This is a genomic window from Kocuria oxytropis (genome assembly GCF_040981195.1).
Classification (GTDB): domain Bacteria; phylum Actinomycetota; class Actinomycetes; order Actinomycetales; family Micrococcaceae; genus Kocuria; species Kocuria oxytropis.
Window position 1 is genome coordinate 140,048 of record NZ_JAVFXA010000008.1, and the last position, 17,126, is coordinate 157,173.

Sequence of the window (17,126 nt, forward strand, 5' to 3'; positions counted from 1 at the left end):
GCCTCCGTGATGCCCGGGTGCCGCCCACGCGACCGCGCGCCGCCCGTTCCGAGGGACGGCGGCGGTCCACGACCGCGAAGGCGAGGACCGTGACCGAACAGCAGCACACGACCGAGAGCACCGGGTACGACTTCCGCGCCATCGAGGCGGCGTGGCCGTCGTTCTGGGCGGAGCAGCAGGTCTACGCGCCCGTCGACGACGGCTCGCGGGAGCGCCGCTACGTCCTGGACATGTTCCCCTACCCCTCGGGCGACCTGCACATGGGGCACGCGGAGGCCTTCGCGATGGGTGACGTGGTCGCCCGGTACTGGCGCCAGCGCGGCTACGACGTCCTGCACCCGATCGGCTGGGACTCGTTCGGGCTGCCCGCGGAGAATGCGGCGATCAAGCGCGACGCCCACCCGGCGGAGTGGACCTACGCGAACATCGAGACGCAGAAGGCCTCGTTCCAGCGCTACGCGATCAGCGCGGACTGGTCCCGGGAGATCCACACCTCCGATCCTGAGTACTACCGGTGGACGCAGTGGCTGTTCCTGCAGTTCCACGCCAAGGGTCTCGCGTACCGGAGGAACTCCCCGGTCAACTGGTGCCCCAAGGACCAGACCGTGCTCGCCAACGAGCAGGTCGTCAACGGGGCGTGCGAGCGCTGCCACACCCCGGTGACCAAGAAGGCCCTGAACCAGTGGTACTTCCGGATCACCGACTACGCCGACCGGCTGCTCGACGACATGGCCGCGCTCGAGGGGCACTGGCCCGAGCGCGTGCTCGCCATGCAGCGCAACTGGATCGGGCGCTCCGAGGGCGCCCACGTGCGCTTCGCCATCGAGGGCGCCGGGGAGGGCGGGACCGACCGCGAGGTGACCGTGTTCACGACCCGCCCCGACACCCTCTACGGCGCCACGTTCTTCGTGGTCGCCGCGGACGCGGAGCTGGCCGGGGAGATCGTCGCCCCCGAGCACGCCGAGGAGCTGGCCGCCTACCGCGAGCAGGTCAAGGCGCTGTCCGACATCGAGCGGCAGGCCACCGACCGGCAGAAGACGGGGGTGTTCCTGGGCCGCCACGCCGTGAACCCGCTCAACGGCGAGAAGCTGCCCGTGTGGGCGGCCGACTACGTCCTGGCCGACTACGGCACCGGCGCGATCATGGCCGTGCCCGCCCACGACCAGCGCGACCTCGACTTCGCCCGGACCTTCGGGCTGCCCGTGCGCGCGGTGCTGGACACCGGGGAGGAGGACCCCGCCGAGACCGGGACCGCCACCACCGGCGAGGGCACCCTGATCAACTCCGGCGAGCTGTCGGGGCTGGAGAAGGCCGAGGCCATCGAGCGGGCCATCGGGCTGGTCGAGGCCGCCGGGACGGGCAACCGCCAGGTCAACTTCCGGCTGCGCGACTGGCTGCTGTCCCGCCAGCGCTTCTGGGGGGCGCCCATCCCGATCGTGCACTGCCCGGCGTGCGGTGAGGTGCCGGTGCCGGAGGAGCAGCTGCCCGTGCGGCTGCCCGACGACCTGCGCGGCGAGCAGCTGGCGCCCAAGGGCCGGTCCCCGCTCGCGGCCGCCGAGGAGTGGGTCAACGTGGCGTGCCCCGCCTGCGGCGGCCCCGCCCGGCGCGACACCGACACCATGGACACCTTCGTGGACTCCTCCTGGTACTACCTGCGCTTCGTCTCCCCGAACGACGAGAACGCCGCCTTCGACCTCGAGCAGACGCGCCGCTGGCTGCCCGTGGACCAGTACGTGGGTGGCGTGGAGCACGCCATCCTGCACCTGCTCTACTCCCGGTTCTTCACCAAGGTGCTCTTCGACCTCGGCCTGGTGGACTTCACCGAGCCGTTCAAGGCGCTGCTGAACCAGGGCCAGGTGCTCAACGGCGGCCGGGCGATGTCCAAGTCCCTGGGCAACGGCGTGGACCTGGGCGAGCAGCTGGACCGGTTCGGCGTGGACGCCGTGCGCCTGACCATGGTCTTCGCCTCCCCGCCCGAGGACGACGTCGACTGGGCCGACGTCTCCCCGCAGGGCTCCCAGAAGTTCCTGGCCCGGGCGTGGCGGCTGGCCCAGGACGTGGCCAGCGCCCCGGGCTCCGACCCGGCCGCGGGGGACCTGTCCGTGCGCCGGGCGACCCACCGGGCGGTCTCCGACGCCGGCCAGCTGCTCGACGCCGCGAAGTTCAACGTGGTGATCGCCAAGACCATGGAGCTGGTCAACGTGGTCCGCAAGGCCATCGACTCCGGCTGCGGCCCCGCCGACCCGGCGGTGCGCGAGGCGGTGGAGGCCGTGGCGGTCCTGCTGTCGCTGGTCGCCCCGTACACGGCCGAGGACATGTGGCACGCGCTGGGCCACGAGGGCTCGGTCGTCGTCGCCGGGTGGCCCGAGGTCGACCCGGAGCTGCTCGTGGAGGACACTGTCACCGCCGTGGTGCAGATCAAGGGCAAGGTCCGCGACCGGCTCGAGGTGCCCGCCGACATCGACGAGGACGCCCTGCGCGAGCTGGCCCTGGGCTCGGAGACGATCCGCCGCCAGTTGGGCGACGCCGAGATCCGCAAGGTGATCGTGCGCGCGCCCAAGCTCGTCAACATCGTGGCCTGAGCCGCGGCTCCCCGCCCGGGACGCCCCGGGTGGGAGCACCGCGACGGGCCTCACCAGGCTCCGGGCGGGGCCCGTCGGTGCGGATGCCGCGCGCCGCGGCCGGCCCGTGGCCCGGCAACGACGTGGCCCGGCAACGACGTGGCCCGGCAACGACGTGCCCCGGGACGACCCGTCGGGGAACGACATGTTGCGAGAACGACGTGGCCCGTGACGACCTGCCCCGGGACGGCCTGCCCGGGAACGACTCGCCCGAGAGTGGGGTCCCGGCCGGCGTCCGGGCTCCCCAGGCACCCACCCGGAGCCCGTGCGTCCCCAACAGCACCACGGGAGGGGACCGGTCCCGCCCGGGCGCGGTGAGCTGGGGGCATGACCGCCACCGTGCCGCCCGCTCGCCGGCGGAGGGCATCCTCTCCGCCCTCGGCCGCAGCGTCCTCCGCAGGGCCTCTGACGGCCCCGGCGTCCGCCTCGGCCGGGCCCCTGTCCGGCACCCCCGGTTCCGCCGCATCCGGCTCGTCGGCGCCGTCGTCCGAGGAAACGTCGTCCGTCGGAACGTCGCCCGAGGCGCCGTCGTCCGCGGGGCCGGCGACCGTCGCGGCGCCCGGCACCGGGAGCGCGGCCCCGCCCGGCGGCCGGATCCCCGAGCGGCTGGCCGCGCTGCTGGCCGAGACCGGCGCCGGCACGGCCGCACCCACCCCGGATGCCTCCGCTGCCTCCGTCCGTGCTCCCTCCGGCGGGCCCGAGGGACCGGGGGCGGCACCGGCCCACCGCCGGCAGGTCGCCGCCCGGACCAGGGTGCCGCGGTCCCTGCTCCTGCTCGCCCTCGCCGCGGTCACCGGACTGGCCTGGACGGTGCTGGGACCGGGCCGGGACGGCGCCGGAGGTCCGGACGCGGCCGTGCTCGCCGAGGCCGAGCTCGACGCCGGGCCCCCGGACGGCACTGCGCACGGCGGCTCCGCCGGCGCCGACACCGCGTCCGGAGCCGAGCCCACGGTGCCGGGGCCGACCGGCCCGTCGGAACCGTCCAGCCCACCGTGGCCCTCCCCGGGACCGACGCTGTACGTGCACGTGACCGGGGAGGTCGCCCGCCCCGGCGTCGTGTCCGTGGCCGGCGGCGCACGGGTCGTCGACGCGGTCGAGGCCGCCGGCGGCCTCACGGACGGCGCCGCGACGGACGCCGTCAACCTGGCCGCCCCCGTGACCGACGGCCAGCAGGTCCTCGTGCCCGGCACGGACGCGGCTGCCGCCCCCGCCGTGCCCGGGTTCCCGGCCGCGGCCGGGAACCCCGCCGCACCGCCCACGGGTCCCGCCGCCCCTGGCACGCCCCCGGGCGGGCCGCCGGGCGGGCCGCCGGGACCGCTGGACCTCAACACGGCCACCGCGGCCGAGCTCGAGTCCCTCCCACGGGTCGGCCCGGTGCTGGCCGGGCGGATCGTCGAGTTCCGGCAGCAGCACGGCGGGTTCACCGCCGTCACCGACCTCGACGCCGTGCCGGGCATCGGCCCCGCCCTGATGGACGCTCTCGTGCCCCTGGTCACGGTGTGAGGCACCCCGCCGTCTGGTGGGCCGGCGCCCTGGAGCACCAGGAGCACCGCGACACCCGCACCCCAGGACGCACCTGGGACCTGCGCCTCGTGCCCGCCGCCCTCGGCGCGTGGCTCACCGGGCTGCTGACCGTGCACCTGCCCCCGGACCGAGCCGCGGTCGGCGGGATCCTCTACCTGGCGGGGCTCGTCCTCGCCCACGTCCTGGTCCCGATCCTGGCACCCGCCACGATCCGCGCTGCCGCCCGCGTCCGCCGGTCCGGCTGTCCTGCCCCCGAGCGGAACGGCGCCTCTCAGATCGAGCGGAACGGCGCCTCCGGGGCAGGGCGGACCGTGCCGTGGTCGGCGGTCGCCCTCAGCACCCTCGCCGTCGCGGCCGTGCTCCTGAGCAGCGCGGCGGCCCGGCAGGACACCGCCCGGGGCCCGTTCGGGGACGCCCTCGCCCGAGGCGGGACGCTGTCCGTGACCGCCCAGGTGGCCGAGCCGCCCCGGCGATGGTCCGCACCCGCCGGAACGGGCCGCACGGGGGAAGGACACACGGGGGAAGGACACACGGGGGAAGGACACACGGGGGAGGACCGCACCGGCGTGGTCGTCGAGCTGGACCTCGACCGGGTCACCCACCGGGGCCGCAGCGGCTCCGCGGACGTCACGGCCACCGTGTTCGCGGACGGGCCGGCCTGGGCCGCCCTGGTCCCCGGGCAACGGATCGCCGCGGTGCTCACGGCCGGCCCGCCCGCCCCCGGCCCGCCGGTGCTGCGCGCGGCCGCCGAGCCCACGGGCCTGCCGCCGGCGGAGGACGGCCGGCGGGAGCGGATCCGGGAGCGCTTCGTGCACGCCACCGCCGGCCTCGGACCCGACGCCACGGGCCTGCTGCCCGGGATGACGTTCGGCGAGCGCTCCGGGATCGGCCCGGAGCTCGAGCAGGCGATGCGGGACACCGGGCTGAGCCACCTGACCGCCGTCTCCGGCGCCAACTGCGCCCTGGTCACCGCCCTCGCCGGGCACGCCGCCCTGTCCCTCGGAGCCGGACGGCGCACCTGCCTCGCCGCCGGTCTCGGTGCCCTGGCCGCGTTCGTGCTCCTCGTGGGCCCCGACCCCTCCGTGCTCCGCGCCGCCGTGATGGGAGGACTCGCCGCCCTCAGCCTCCTCACGGGCCGCACGGCCGTGTCCCTGGCCACCCTCTCCGGGGCCGTGCTCGTGCTCGTCGTCGTCCGCCCGGCGCTGGCCGCGGAGTACGGCTTCGTCCTCTCGGTGCTCGCGACCGCCGGGATCGTGGTCAGCGGACGCCCCCTTGCCCGGTGCCTGGGCGCCAGGGTCCCGGACGTGCTCGCCGTGGCGGTCGCGATCCCGGCGACGGCCCAGCTGTGGTGCGCGCCCGTGCTGCTGCTCCTCCAGCCCGCCGTGCCGGTGTACTCCCTGCCGGCCAACGTGCTGGCCGCCCCGCTGGTGCCGGTCGTGACCGTGTGCGGCCTCGCCGGCCTGCTGCTGCTGAACCTGCCCGGCGGGGCGGGGGACGCGGCGGCCGCGCTGCCCCTGGGCGCGGGAGCGGTGGGTGCCCGGCTCGTCGCCGGCACGGCCCGGACGCTGTCGGAGGCCCCCGGGGCGCTGGCCCCCTGGCCCGCGGGCCCGCCCGGTGTGCTCCTGATGGTCCTGGCCAGCGCCGGGGCCCTGCTCGCCGTGCACGCCCTCGACGTGCGCCGACGCCGGCCCGGCCCCACCGCCGGGACCCTGCGCACGGAACCCGCCCCGGACCCGCCCGCCGAGGAGCACCGGCGGTTCCGGGCCCGCCGGCGCACGGCGGCCGCCGCGGCCGTGCTGCTGCTGGTCCTGCTGCTGGCCGTGCGCGCCGCCGTGGACGCCCGCCGGCCGCCCCCGCCGTGGGAGGCCGTGCTGTGCGACGTGGGGCAGGGCGACGCGGTGCTCCTGCGCACCGGACCGGGGCGGGCCGTCCTCGTGGACACCGGCCCCGACCCGCGGGCCCTGGCACGGTGCCTGCGCCGCAGCGGAGTCGAGCACCTGGACCTCGTGGTCCTCAGCCACGCCCACGCCGACCACACCGGCGGCCTCCCGGCCCTCGCCCGGCACGGCGGGACCGAGGAGGTCTGGTACGCCACGGCCGCCCCGGGCCCCCCGGAGCAGCTGACCCGGAACCTGCCCGGCACCCCGGCCCGCCGTCCCGCCCCCGGCGAGACCCGCGCCCTGGGCGGGCTGCGGCTCACCGTCCTCGCCCCGGACCCGACACCACCGGGGCGCCGGCACGACCCGTCCTCCTCCGACGAGAACAACGCCTCCCTCGTGCTGCGCGCCGAGCTCACCGGCCCGGACGGCCGCAGCACCTCCTGGCTGCTCGCCGGGGACCTGGAGGAGGAGGGCGCACGCGCCCTCGTGCGCACCGCCGGCCTCCTCCTGGACGTCGACGTCCTCAAGGTCTCCCACCACGGCGCCCGCAACGGGGGCACCGCCGTCATCGACGCCGCCAGCCCCCGGCTCGCCGTCGTGTCCGTCGGGAGGGACAACGACTACGGCCATCCCCACCCGCGGATCCTCGCCCACCTGCGGAGCCGCGGCGTCCCGCTCGTGCGCACCGACGAGCACGGCAGCGCCTACCTCCTGCGCGAGGGCGGCCGGCTCCGGGCGGTCCCCGAAGCCCCCTGATGGCCAGGGCTCCGCGGGGCGCCGGCACGGGCGCCCCGCTCCTCCGGCTCCCGCGGCCTGCTCCCGCGGCGGCACATGTCGCCGGGACGTGGGAAGCTGGAACCCACCCCGCCCGCGGCCCCACCCGGCCGCCACGACAGGAGGACGCGGCCATGACCCCACCCCGACGCCCCGCACCCACCACCGGACCCACCTGGCGCGACGTCGAGCCCGCCCCGCTCGTGCTGCTCACCGGCCCCGAGGACTACCTCGCCGCCCGCGCCCGCGACCGCGTCCGCAGCGCCCTCAAGGACCAGCGCGGACCCGTGGAGCTCTCCACCGTGGACGCCGCCGCCTACACCCCCGGACAGCTCGCTGCGCTCGCCAGCCCCTCGCTCTTCGACGACGCGAAGCTCATCCACGTCAGCAACCTCGCGGCCATGAACGACGACTGCCTCGCCGACGGTCTCGCCTACGTCAGCGCTCCCGACCCCGACGTCGTCGTGCTGTGGGAGCACAGCGGCGGCAACCGCGGCAAGAAGCTCCTCGACGCCCTCAAGGCCGCCGGCGCCGTCGTCGTCGAGTGCAAGCCCCTCAAGAACGACCGGGACAAGACCGACTTCATCGTCACCGAGTTCCGCACCCACCGCCGGCGCATCGACCCGGACGCCGCCCGCGCGCTCGCGGCGGCCGTGGGCAGCAGCACGGCGGAGCTGGCTGCCGCGTGCGCCCAGCTGCTCTCCGACGGGCCGGAGAGCATCAGCTTCGACGACGTCGAGAAGTACTACGGGGGGCGGGTGGAGGCCACGGCCTTCAAGGTCGCCGACGCCGCGCTGGCCGGACGCGCCGAGAGCGCCCTCAAGCTGTGGCGCCAGGCCCTCGACACCGGGGTGGACCCCGTCCCGATGGTCGGTGCGCTGGCCGCCAAGCTGCGCACGATCGCCCAGGTGCACGGGACCCGGGGCGGCGCGGGACAGCTCGCCCAGCGCATCGGGGCGGCCCCGTGGCAGGTGGAGCGGGCGCAGGAGGAGTCCCGGCGGTTCTCCGAGGAGGACCTCGTGCGGGCGCTGCGGGCGCTGGCCGAGGCCGACGCGCAGGTCAAGGGCGAGGGCAGGGACCCCGCCTACGCCGTGGAACGGGCGATCACGACCATCGCCCTGTCCGGGCGGCGCTGAGCGCCGGGACCGCCCCTCGGGCCGGCGTCGTGCCCGGCCCCCGGGCACGACGGAGGCCCCGTCCCGGAGCGGGACGGGGCCTCCGTGCTGCGGCCCGCCGGTGCGGCGGGCGCGGTCCGCGAGGGGACCGGGATCAGATCTTGGCGACCAGCTTGGCCAGGCCGGACTTCTTGTTGGCCGCGTTGTTCTTGTGCAGGACACCCTTGCTGACGGCCTTGTCGAGCTTGCGGGAGACGACGCGCAGGGCGTCCTGGGCGGTCTCCTTGTCGGCGGCGCCGACGGCCTCGTCGACGCGGCGGACCAGCGTCTTCAGCTCGGACTTGTAGGCGTTGTTGCGCAGACGCGCCTTCTCGTTGGTGAGGTTGCGCTTCTTCTGGGACTTGATGTTGGCCACGTATAACTCCTTGGCGATGGGTGCGGAATTCGGTCAGTGAGGGCAAACAGGACGGTCATGTGACTGAGTGGGAGTGGGGACGCCCGTGTGGCGACCGCCCTGCAGTGCCCGACGACCAGCGCGGACACACAGCAGAACAGTCTAGCAGACCGCGCCCCGCCGCCGGACGGGGCGACACGGCCGGCCCGCGCGACGGCGCGCTCAGCCGCGCAGCCGGTGGAGCCGGCCGGCGACGCGGTCGAAGAGGTGCTCGGGCAGGACCGCGCCCTCCCGCCGGACGTCCGCGGGCAGGACCTGGATCACGCGGTCGAGCTTGACCTCCGAGGGGCGTCCCCGGGGGTCCCACGGGCCGGTCCCGACGTCCACGTAGGCGGGGTCCCTCTCCGTGTCGTCGGTGCGGTCCCGGGACGTGAGCATGAGGCACAGCAGGTGGTCCCCGGCCCGGTCCACCACGAGCACCGGCCGGTCCTTGCCGCGGCTGTGGTCCTCCTCGAAGGGCACCCAGGTCCACACGACCTCGCCGGGGTCGGCCTGGCCGTCGGACAGCGGGCGGTAGACGGGGCGGACGGGTCCGCTCCAGTCGCCGGGGTACGGCCGGGAGAGCCACTCGGGACGGCCGCCGCCGGCACAGGACGGCGCGGTGGGCCGGGCGGAGGGGGAGGCGGCGCGTCCGTGCGGCCGGCGGCGCTCCGGGCGCGCCTGCGCGGAGCGCCGGTAGAGATCCACGGCGCGGGAGGCGATCCGGGCCAGGTCACGGAGGTTCGGTCGCATGCGCCCACTCTAGCCAGTGGCCTGACCGGAGCGGTGCGCGCGGCGTTGTCGAACCGCGCGGGAGGGCGCGCCCGGCGAAATGGCCCCCCACCGCCAAACGTGGGAAACTGGACAGTCGAATCCCCGGCGCGGTCCACCCGCCGGTAGCCCCAGGACCTGCCGGAAGCGACGATCTCCGGAGAAAGGACCGCCCGTGTCACCGCTGGCCGTCAACCCCCCGGTTCCCGCTTCGACCGACCCGTCGATCCTCCGGAACTTCTGCATCATCGCCCACATCGACCACGGGAAGTCCACGCTCGCGGACCGGATGCTGCAGGCCACCGGCGTGGTGACGCCCCGGGAGATGAAGGCCCAGTACCTGGACCGGATGGACATCGAGCGCGAGCGCGGGATCACCATCAAGTCGCAGGCCGTGCGGATGCCGTGGAACGTGGCCGGCACGGACTACGCCCTGAACATGATCGACACCCCGGGCCACGTCGACTTCACCTACGAGGTCTCCCGCTCCCTGGCCGCGTGCGAGGGCGCGCTGCTCCTCGTGGACGCCGCGCAGGGCATCGAGGCGCAGACCCTGGCCAACCTCTACCTGGCCATGGAGAACGACCTCACGATCATCCCGGTGCTGAACAAGATCGACCTGCCCGCCGCCCAGCCGGAGAAGTACGCCCAGGAGCTGGGCCACCTCATCGGCGTGGACCCGGACGACGTGCTGCGGGTCTCGGGCAAGACGGGCGAGGGCGTGGAGGCCCTGCTGGACCGGATCGTGCAGGAGGTCCCCGCCCCGGAGGGCCGCGCCGACGCGCCGTCGCGGGCCATGATCTTCGACTCCGTCTACGACACCTACCGCGGCGTGGTGACCTACATCCGCGTGGTCGACGGCAAGCTGACCCCGCGTGAGCGGATCCGGATGATGTCCACCGGCGCCCAGCACGAGCTGCTGGAGATCGGGGTGATCTCGCCCGAGCCGAAGCCCACGCAGGGCCTGGGCGTGGGCGAGGTGGGCTACCTCATCACCGGGGTCAAGGACGTGCGCCAGTCCCGGGTGGGCGACACCGTGACCAACCACCAGCGGCCGGCGGCCGAGAACCTGGGCGGCTACGAGGACCCCAAGCCGATGGTCTTCTCGGGGCTGTTCCCCATCGACGGCTCCGACTACCCGGTGCTGCGCGACGCCCTGGACAAGCTCCAGCTCAACGACGCCGCCCTGGTCTACGAGCCCGAGAACTCCGCGGCCCTGGGCTTCGGGTTCCGCTGCGGGTTCCTGGGCCTGCTCCACCTGGAGATCACCCGGGACCGGCTGGAGCGGGAGTTCGACCTCGACCTGATCTCCACCGCGCCCTCGGTGAGCTACAACGTCACCCTCGAGGACCGCTCCGAGCGCGTGGTCACGAACCCGTCCGAGTTCCCCGAGGGGAAGATCGCCGAGATCCGCGAGCCGATGGTCGCCGCCACCGTCCTGGCGCCCTCCGAGTTCATCGGCGCGATCATGGAGCTCTGCCAGTCCAAGCGCGGCCAGCTCAAGGGCATGGACTACCTCTCCGAGGACCGCGTGGAGCTGCGCTACCGGCTTCCCCTCGCCGAGATCGTCTTCGACTTCTTCGACCAGCTCAAGTCGCGCACCAAGGGCTACGCGTCCCTGGACTGGAAGGCCGAGGGCGAGGAGGCCGCCGACCTCGTCAAGGTGGACATCCTCCTGCAGGGCGAGCCGGTGGACGCCTTCAGCGCGATCACCCACCGGGACAAGGCGTACGCCTACGGGGTGATGATGACCGGCAAGCTGCGGGAGCTCATCCCGCGCCAGCAGTTCGAGGTCCCCATCCAGGCGGCCATCGGCTCCCGGGTGATCGCCCGTGAGAACATCCGGGCCATCCGCAAGGACGTGCTCTCCAAGTGCTACGGCGGGGACATCTCGCGCAAGCGCAAGCTGCTCGAGAAGCAGAAGGAGGGCAAGAAGCGGATGAAGATGGTGGGCCGCGTGGAGGTCCCGCAGGAGGCGTTCGTCGCGGCGCTGTCCTCCGACGAGGCCGGGGCGAAGGACAAGAAGAAGTAGTGGCCCCCGCACAGCCGGAGGGCCTGCCCGGCCCGCTCGACGGACTGCTGCCGCCCTCCGCCGTGGAGGGCTCCGCCGACCGCACGCTCAGCCTCTACGTGCACGTGCCGTTCTGCGCGGTCCGGTGCGGCTACTGCGACTTCAACACCTACACGGCCGTGGAGCTCGGCCCCGGGGTGTCCCAGGACGCCTACGCCGGGGACGCCGCCGCGGAGGTCCGGTGGGCGCGCCGCGTGCTGGAGGACTCCGGAGCGGCCCCCCGCCCGCTGCACAGCGTGTTCTTCGGCGGCGGCACGCCCACGCTGCTGCCCGCCGAGGACCTCGCGGCGGTCCTGGCGCAGGCCCGCGAGAGCTTCGGTCTCGCCGCGGGCGCGGAGGTGACCACGGAGGCCAACCCGGACTCCGTGACGCCCCGGTCCCTGGCGGTGCTGCGGGAGGCCGGGGTGACCCGGGTCTCCTTCGGCATGCAGTCGGCCGTTCCGCACGTGCTCTCCGTCCTGGACCGCACGCACGACCCCGAGAACGTGCCGCGCGCCGTCCGGTGGGCACGGGAGGCGGGCCTGGGTGTCAGCGTGGACCTCATCCACGGCACCCCGGGGGAGTCCCTGGCCGACTGGGAGCACTCGGTGCGCACGGCCGTCGGCTACGAGCCGGACCACGTCTCCGCCTACGCCCTGATCATCGAGGACGGCACGAGGCTCGCGGCGCGGATGCGGCGCGGCGAGGTCCCGCCGGTCGACGAGGACGACCAGGCCGACAAGTACGAGCTCGCCGACCGGCTCCTCGCGGAGGCCGGCTACGAGTGGTACGAGGTGAGCAACTGGGCCCGGCCCGCGGACGGCGCCGACCCCTTGGCCCACCGCAGCCGGCACAACCTCGCGTACTGGCACAACCAGGACTGGTGGGGCATCGGCCCCGGAGCGCACTCGCACGTGGGCGGGACCCGCTGGTGGAACCTCAAGCACCCCGTGCCCTACACGAACCGGGTGCGTGCGGGGCACTCGCCGGCGGCCGGGCGCGAGGTCCTCGACGCGGACACCCGGCACCTCGAGCGGGTGATGCTGGAGGCCAGGATCCGGGACGGGCTGCCCACGGCCGCCCTGGCCGAGGACGGGCGGGCCGCAGTGGCGGGCCTGATCGCGGACGGTCTGGTGGAGCCGGCGGCGGCCCTGGCCGGATCGGTGGTCCTGACCCTGCGGGGCCGGCTGCTCGGGGACGCCGTGGTGCGGCGGCTGCTCCCCTGACTGTCCCCCGGCACGACCCACGAGCGGAGCAGGCGGGGGACCGGGTGGCGTCAGCCGCGCCGTGCGCGCTCCCGCGAGCGCTCGCGCAGCTTCTCGGCGAGCCGGTCGTAGAGCCGGGTGTTGAAGCGGTAGCGGTGCGGTTCGCCGCGGTTCACGCGGACGCCGCCGATGAGGGACCCCACGGCCAGCAGCAGCCACGCGGCGGCGGCGGCGAGCGCGAAGAACCAGCCGATGAACGGCACCGGGGCGAGCAGGATCCCGGCCACCACCACGAGACTCGGCAGCAGGGTGAAGTTCATGGCCTCCATCGACTCCTGCTCCGTGAACGGACCCCGCCCGCGGAAGACGCGGTGGACCAGGAACGACGGGACGAAGCCGATGACACCGCCGAAGTGCGCGAGGGTCGCCCACTGGTGGTCCTCGGTGACGGTCAGCGGCTGGGCCACGGGGGCAAGGCCCTCGAACGGGGCCCCGGTGTTCTCGCGGCTCGATCGGGGGTCGGTCTGCACGGGCACGGAAGTCCTTCGGAGGTGGGACCGCGGTGGGGCCGCGGCAGGTGGGTGGGACAGGACCATCCTACCGGCCGGTCCCGGCGGCGACAGGTGGCGGCCGCGCGCGTGTGCCTTTGTGACGGACCGCGGCGGCAGGGCGGACGGCGGGGCGCGCTGGTGCGCCGGATCAGGCCCCGGGGGCCGTGAGGAAGTCGATGAGCTCCTCGACCCGGCCCAGCAGGGACGGCTCCAGGTCGGCGTAGCTGTCCACGCGGGAGAGGATGTGCTGCCAGGCCCGCCCCAGGTCCCCGGGGGTGCGGTGCGGCCAGCCGAGGGCGGCGGCGGTGCCGGTCTTCCAGTCGGTGCCGCGGGGGACCACGGGCCAGGCGTCGACCCCGAGCGTGCGCGGCTTGACCGCCTGCCAGATGTCGACGTAGGGGTGGCCCAGGACCAGCACGTTGCCCGCGGCGCCGGGCAGGCGCATGGTCTCGGCGGCGATCCGGGACTCCTTGGAGCCGGCCACGAGGTGGTCCACGAGGATCCCGAGCCGCCGCCCGGGACCGGGCCCGAACTCGCGCACGGCGGCGGGCAGGTCGTCGATGCCGTGCAGGGGCTCCACCACGATGCCCTCGACCGCCAGGTCGTGGCCCCAGACCTTCGCGACCAGCTCCGCGTCGTGGTAGCCCTCGACCCACACCCGGGAGGCCTTCGCGGTGCTCGCGCGCAGCCCCTCGACGGCCACGGACCCGGACCGGGTGCGGGAGGGCTTGCGCGCCGCGGGGGCCCGGCGGGGTTCGACCACGACCACGGACTCGCCCTCGAGCAGGAAGCCCGGCCCCAGGGGGAACGCCTTGACCCGGCCCCTCCGGTCCTCGAGGCCGAGCACGCGCATCCCGCCGATGGTCTCCAGGGACACGACGGCGCCGACCCAACCGGTCGTGACGTCCTCCAGGACCATCCCCGGGGCGACCGGCACCTCCGGGGAGGCCGGGCGGCGGCGGGCGAGGGCGTCGTCGTCGAGGCTGCGCGGACCCCAGCCGTGCTCGCTCATGGTCGTCCTCCCGGGTCGCGGTGCCGCGCGTCCGGCGCGGATCAGCCGGAAGCGTACCAAACCGGTGGTCGCGGCCCGGTCGTCGGACACGGGGGCTACACTGGACGGCGTTAGCACTGTGCCCGCCCGAGTGCCAGGGGGCGGGCGACGAGAACGGACCGGGGGAGGAGCGACGTGAACCATCCGAGACGACTGCAGATCCTGCAGGCCATCGTGGAGGACTACGTGCACTTCCGCGAGCCCGTGGGCTCGAAGGCGCTCGTGGACCGGCACCGGCTGGGCGTCTCCTCGGCCACGGTGCGCAACGACATGGCCGCCCTCGAGGAGGAGGGGCTGATCACGGCCCCCCACACCAGTTCGGGCCGGATCCCCACGGACAAGGGCTACCGCACTTTCGTCGACCAGATCGCGGCCGTCAAGCCGCTCTCGGGTCCCGAGCGGCGGGCCATCCAGCGGCTGCTGGACGACGCCGCGGACATCGACGACGTCATGGAGCGCACCGTGCGGCTGCTCGCGCAGCTCACCCAGCAGGTCGCGGTCGTGCAGTACCCGCACGCGTCCGGGGTCACCGTGCGCCACGTCGAGGTCGTGGACCTCGGCGTCGGCCGGGTGCTCGTGGTGCTCATCCCGACCAACGGGCGGGTGGCCCAGCGCGTGGTCGTGCTGCGCGCCCCGCTCGAGGAGTCCCAGCTGCTCGAGCTGCGCGCCCGCGTGCTGGCCGCCGTGGTCGGGCGCTCCCTGACCGCGGTGCCGGACGCCCTCGCGCTGATGGTGGCGGGCACCGCCCCGCCGCTGCAGCCCGCCGCCGCGGCCGTGGGGGAGGCCGTCGGCGCCCTCGCCGCGGGCGGGGCCGAGCACCGGATGGTCATGGCCGGCACCGCCAACCTGGCCCGTGCCACGGGGGACTTCCACCTGAGCATCGGCCCGGTCCTCGAGGCGCTCGAGGAGCAGGTGGTCATGCTGCGGCTGCTCTCGGAGATGGAGCAGGACGCCCGCGGGGTCGCCGTGCGGATCGGCACGGAGAACGCCGAGGGCCCCCTGTCCGAGGCCGCCGTCGTCGCCACCGGCTACGGGCCCCAGTCCAAGGTGGGGGTCGTGGGACCGATGCGCATGGACTACCCGTCCACGATGGCCGCCGTGCGTGCGGTCGCCCGCTACCTCTCCCGTATCCTCGGGGGCTGAGCCCCCGCGGGCCCCGGTCCCCGGGGCCCGCCACCGAAAACCCACCACAGACCTCTCGACAGAACGGACCACGGTGAGCGATCACTACGAGACCCTGGGCGTGTCCCGGGACGCCAGCCAGGAAGAGATCAAGAAGGCCTACCGGAAGAAGGCCCGCCGGCTGCACCCCGACGTCAACCCCGGCCCCGAGGCCGCCGAGGACTTCAAGCGCCTCTCCCACGCCAACGACGTCCTCTCCGACCCCGAGAAGCGGCGCGTCTACGACGCCACCGGCAACGAGAACGGCACGGACACCGGCTTCGGCGGCGGCTTCCCCGGCTCGGGCTTCGGCTTCGCGGACATCTTCGACACCTTCTTCCAGGGCGCCGGCGGCGCCGGCTCCGGGCGGCGCGGGCCCGCGTCCCGGACCCGGCAGGGCCAGGACGCCCTGATCAACGTCCGCGTCTCGCTCAAGGACGCGGTCTTCGGCACCGAGAAGAAGATCACCGTGGACACCGCCGTGGTCTGCCCCACCTGCAACGGCAGCTGCTGCCAGGCCGGGACCCAGCCCGAGACCTGCGACGTCTGCCACGGCTCCGGCCAGGTCCAGCGCCAGGTCCAGTCGATCCTCGGCACCGTGGTCACCGCGGCGCCCTGCGCCACCTGCCAGGGCTTCGGGACCGTCATCAAGCACCCCTGCCACGAGTGCTACGGCGAGGGCCGGGTGCGGGACCGCCGGCCGCTGACGGTCAAGATCCCCGCGGGCGTCTCGACCGGCAACCGGATCCGGCTCTCGGGCCAGGGCGAGGCCGGCACGGCGGGCGGACCGAACGGCGACCTGTACGTGGAGCTCAAGGTCGATCCCGACCCCACCTTCGAGCGCCAGGGCGACGACCTGCACGCCCGCGTCCGCGTGCCCATGACCTCCGCGGCCCTCGGCACCACCGTGACCCTCGAGACCTTCGACGGCGAGCGCGAGGTGCCCGTGGCCCCCGGCACGCAGACCGGTCACACCGTGACCCTGCACGAGCTCGGAGCCACCCGGCTGCGCGGCGGAGGGCGCGGGGAGCTGTTCGTGCACCTGGAGGTCGAGACGCCCACGGCGCTCGACGACGAGCAGCGCGAGCTGCTCGAGCAGCTGTCCCGGCTGCGCGGCGAGGACCAGTCCACCGGCACCACCCTGAACACCCCGGCCGGCTCCGGCGGCTTCTTCTCCCGGCTCAAGGACAGGTTCTCCGACCTGTGAGCCTGCCCGTCTTCAAGGTCGACCCGGGGCGGCTCACCGGCCTCGGCCCCGGGGCCGTGCTGACGGTCACGGGTCCCGAGGCCCGGCACGCCGTCACCGTGCGCCGCCTCGCCCCCGGCGAGCGGCTCGAGCTCGTCGACGGCGCGGGAGCGCGGGCCACCGGGCGGCTGCGCACCGGCGAGCGCGAGAGCATGGAGGTCGACGTGGAGACGGTGACCACCGACCCCGGGCGCACGCCCCGGCTCGTGCTGGCCCAGGCCCTCGCGAAGGGCGACCGGGACCTGCTGGCCGTGGAGACCGCCACCGAGCTGGGCGTCGACGCCGTGGTGCCCTGGCAGGCCGACCGCTCGATCGTGCGGTGGAAGAAGGAGCGCGCGGCCAAGAGCCACGAGAAGTGGGTGCACACGGTCGCGGCCGCCGCGAAGCAGTCCCGCCGGGCGGCCTGGCCCGAGGTGCTGCCCCTGTGCACCACCCGCGAGCTCGCCCGGCTGCTCGCGGAACCGGGTACCCGGGGCCTGGTCCTGCACGAGGAGGCGGTCGACGGGCTGGCCGGGCTGTCCGGGGCCGCCGGGACCCCGTGGCACGGTGCGGAGCGGATCGTGCTCGTGGTGGGCCCCGAGGGCGGCATCGCCCCCGCCGAGCTCGAGCTCCTGACCGGCGCGGGGGCCCTGGCGGTCCGGCTCGGCCCGGAGGTGCTGCGCAGCTCGACCGCCGGGCCCGCCGCCCTGGCGGTGCTCAGCGCCGGACTCGGCCGCTGGCCCTCCGGAGCCCGGTGAGCCGGAT

General features: G+C 75.0%; 13 protein-coding genes. 9 read left to right on the forward strand and 4 right to left on the reverse strand.

Annotated elements, in window-relative coordinates:
- Positions 1-89 precede the first annotated feature (89 nt).
- The 4 genes from leuS to holA all read left to right on the forward strand — a co-directional run bounded on the left by leuS (position 90) and on the right by holA (position 7,935).
- Complete coding sequence (gene leuS / locus QYM41_RS10260) at positions 90-2,582, forward strand: leucine--tRNA ligase (protein ID WP_368799630.1); 2,493 nt, start codon at positions 90-92, stop codon at positions 2,580-2,582.
- A 792-nt stretch (positions 2,583-3,374) separates the two neighbouring features.
- Positions 3,375-4,124, forward strand: a complete 750-nt coding sequence (locus QYM41_RS10265) for a ComEA family DNA-binding protein (RefSeq protein WP_368799631.1) — start codon at positions 3,375-3,377, stop codon at positions 4,122-4,124.
- Positions 4,121-6,781 carry a ComEC/Rec2 family competence protein gene (locus QYM41_RS10270; RefSeq protein WP_368799632.1) on the forward strand — a complete coding sequence of 887 codons (2,661 nt, stop codon included), beginning with the start codon at positions 4,121-4,123 and terminating at the stop codon, positions 6,779-6,781. The genes QYM41_RS10265 and QYM41_RS10270 overlap by 4 nt, the downstream gene beginning before the upstream one ends.
- Before the next feature lie 152 nt (positions 6,782-6,933).
- Complete coding sequence (gene holA / locus QYM41_RS10275) at positions 6,934-7,935, forward strand: DNA polymerase III subunit delta (protein ID WP_368799633.1); 1,002 nt, start codon at positions 6,934-6,936, stop codon at positions 7,933-7,935.
- A 133-nt stretch (positions 7,936-8,068) separates the two neighbouring features.
- Here the strand turns inward: holA and rpsT are convergent, their stop codons facing one another.
- Both rpsT and QYM41_RS10285 read right to left on the reverse strand, forming a co-directional pair.
- Complete coding sequence (gene rpsT, locus QYM41_RS10280) at positions 8,069-8,329, reverse strand: 30S ribosomal protein S20 (RefSeq protein WP_368799634.1); 261 nt, start codon at positions 8,327-8,329, stop codon at positions 8,069-8,071.
- A 201-nt stretch (positions 8,330-8,530) separates the two neighbouring features.
- Entirely contained in the window at positions 8,531-9,100 is a 570-nt protein-coding gene (locus QYM41_RS10285; protein WP_368799635.1) for a type II toxin-antitoxin system PemK/MazF family toxin, read from the reverse strand.
- Positions 9,101-9,293: 193 nt separating this feature from the next.
- Here QYM41_RS10285 and lepA point away from each other — a divergent pair, with 193 nt between their 5' ends.
- Both lepA and hemW read left to right on the forward strand, forming a co-directional pair.
- Positions 9,294-11,150 (forward strand): translation elongation factor 4, encoded by a 1,857-nt coding sequence (lepA, locus tag QYM41_RS10290; protein ID WP_368799636.1) that lies wholly within the window; start codon positions 9,294-9,296, stop codon positions 11,148-11,150.
- Entirely contained in the window at positions 11,150-12,394 is a 1,245-nt protein-coding gene (gene hemW, locus QYM41_RS10295) for a radical SAM family heme chaperone HemW (RefSeq protein ID WP_368799637.1), read from the forward strand. Before lepA ends, hemW begins: the two co-directional genes overlap by 1 nt.
- Positions 12,395-12,444: 50 nt before the next feature.
- Here the strand turns inward: hemW and QYM41_RS10300 are convergent, their stop codons facing one another.
- Together QYM41_RS10300 and QYM41_RS10305 are read right to left on the reverse strand one after the other, a co-directional pair.
- Positions 12,445-12,909: a DUF4870 domain-containing protein gene (locus QYM41_RS10300; protein ID WP_368799638.1), complete on the reverse strand. Its 465-nt coding sequence runs from the start codon at positions 12,907-12,909 to the stop codon at positions 12,445-12,447.
- Positions 12,910-13,072: 163 nt separating this feature from the next.
- Positions 13,073-13,936 (reverse strand): DUF3097 domain-containing protein, encoded by an 864-nt coding sequence (locus QYM41_RS10305; protein ID WP_368799639.1) that lies wholly within the window; start codon positions 13,934-13,936, stop codon positions 13,073-13,075.
- A gap of 174 nt (positions 13,937-14,110) precedes the next feature.
- On the opposite strand from QYM41_RS10305, the gene hrcA reads away from it, so the two are divergent.
- The 3 genes from hrcA (at position 14,111) to QYM41_RS10320 (ending at position 17,119) form a co-directional block, all read left to right on the forward strand.
- Complete coding sequence (gene hrcA, locus QYM41_RS10310) at positions 14,111-15,118, forward strand: heat-inducible transcriptional repressor HrcA (RefSeq protein WP_368799640.1); 1,008 nt, start codon at positions 14,111-14,113, stop codon at positions 15,116-15,118.
- 73 nt (positions 15,119-15,191) lie between these two features.
- Entirely contained in the window at positions 15,192-16,343 is a 1,152-nt protein-coding gene (gene dnaJ, locus QYM41_RS10315) for a molecular chaperone DnaJ (RefSeq protein ID WP_368799641.1), read from the forward strand.
- Positions 16,340-17,119: a 16S rRNA (uracil(1498)-N(3))-methyltransferase gene (locus QYM41_RS10320; RefSeq protein WP_368799642.1), complete on the forward strand. Its 780-nt coding sequence runs from the start codon at positions 16,340-16,342 to the stop codon at positions 17,117-17,119. Before dnaJ ends, QYM41_RS10320 begins: the two co-directional genes overlap by 4 nt.
- Positions 17,120-17,126: the final 7 nt, after the last annotated feature.

Excerpts from the sequence above, each read along its gene's own strand:
- holA (WP_368799633.1), top strand. The coding sequence starts at position 6,934 with ATGACCCCACCCCGACGCCCCGCACCCACCACCGGACCCACCTGGCGC.
- QYM41_RS10285 (WP_368799635.1), bottom strand. The coding sequence starts at position 9,100 with ATGCGACCGAACCTCCGTGACCTGGCCCGGATCGCCTCCCGCGCCGTG.
- QYM41_RS10305 (WP_368799639.1), bottom strand. The coding sequence starts at position 13,936 with ATGAGCGAGCACGGCTGGGGTCCGCGCAGCCTCGACGACGACGCCCTC.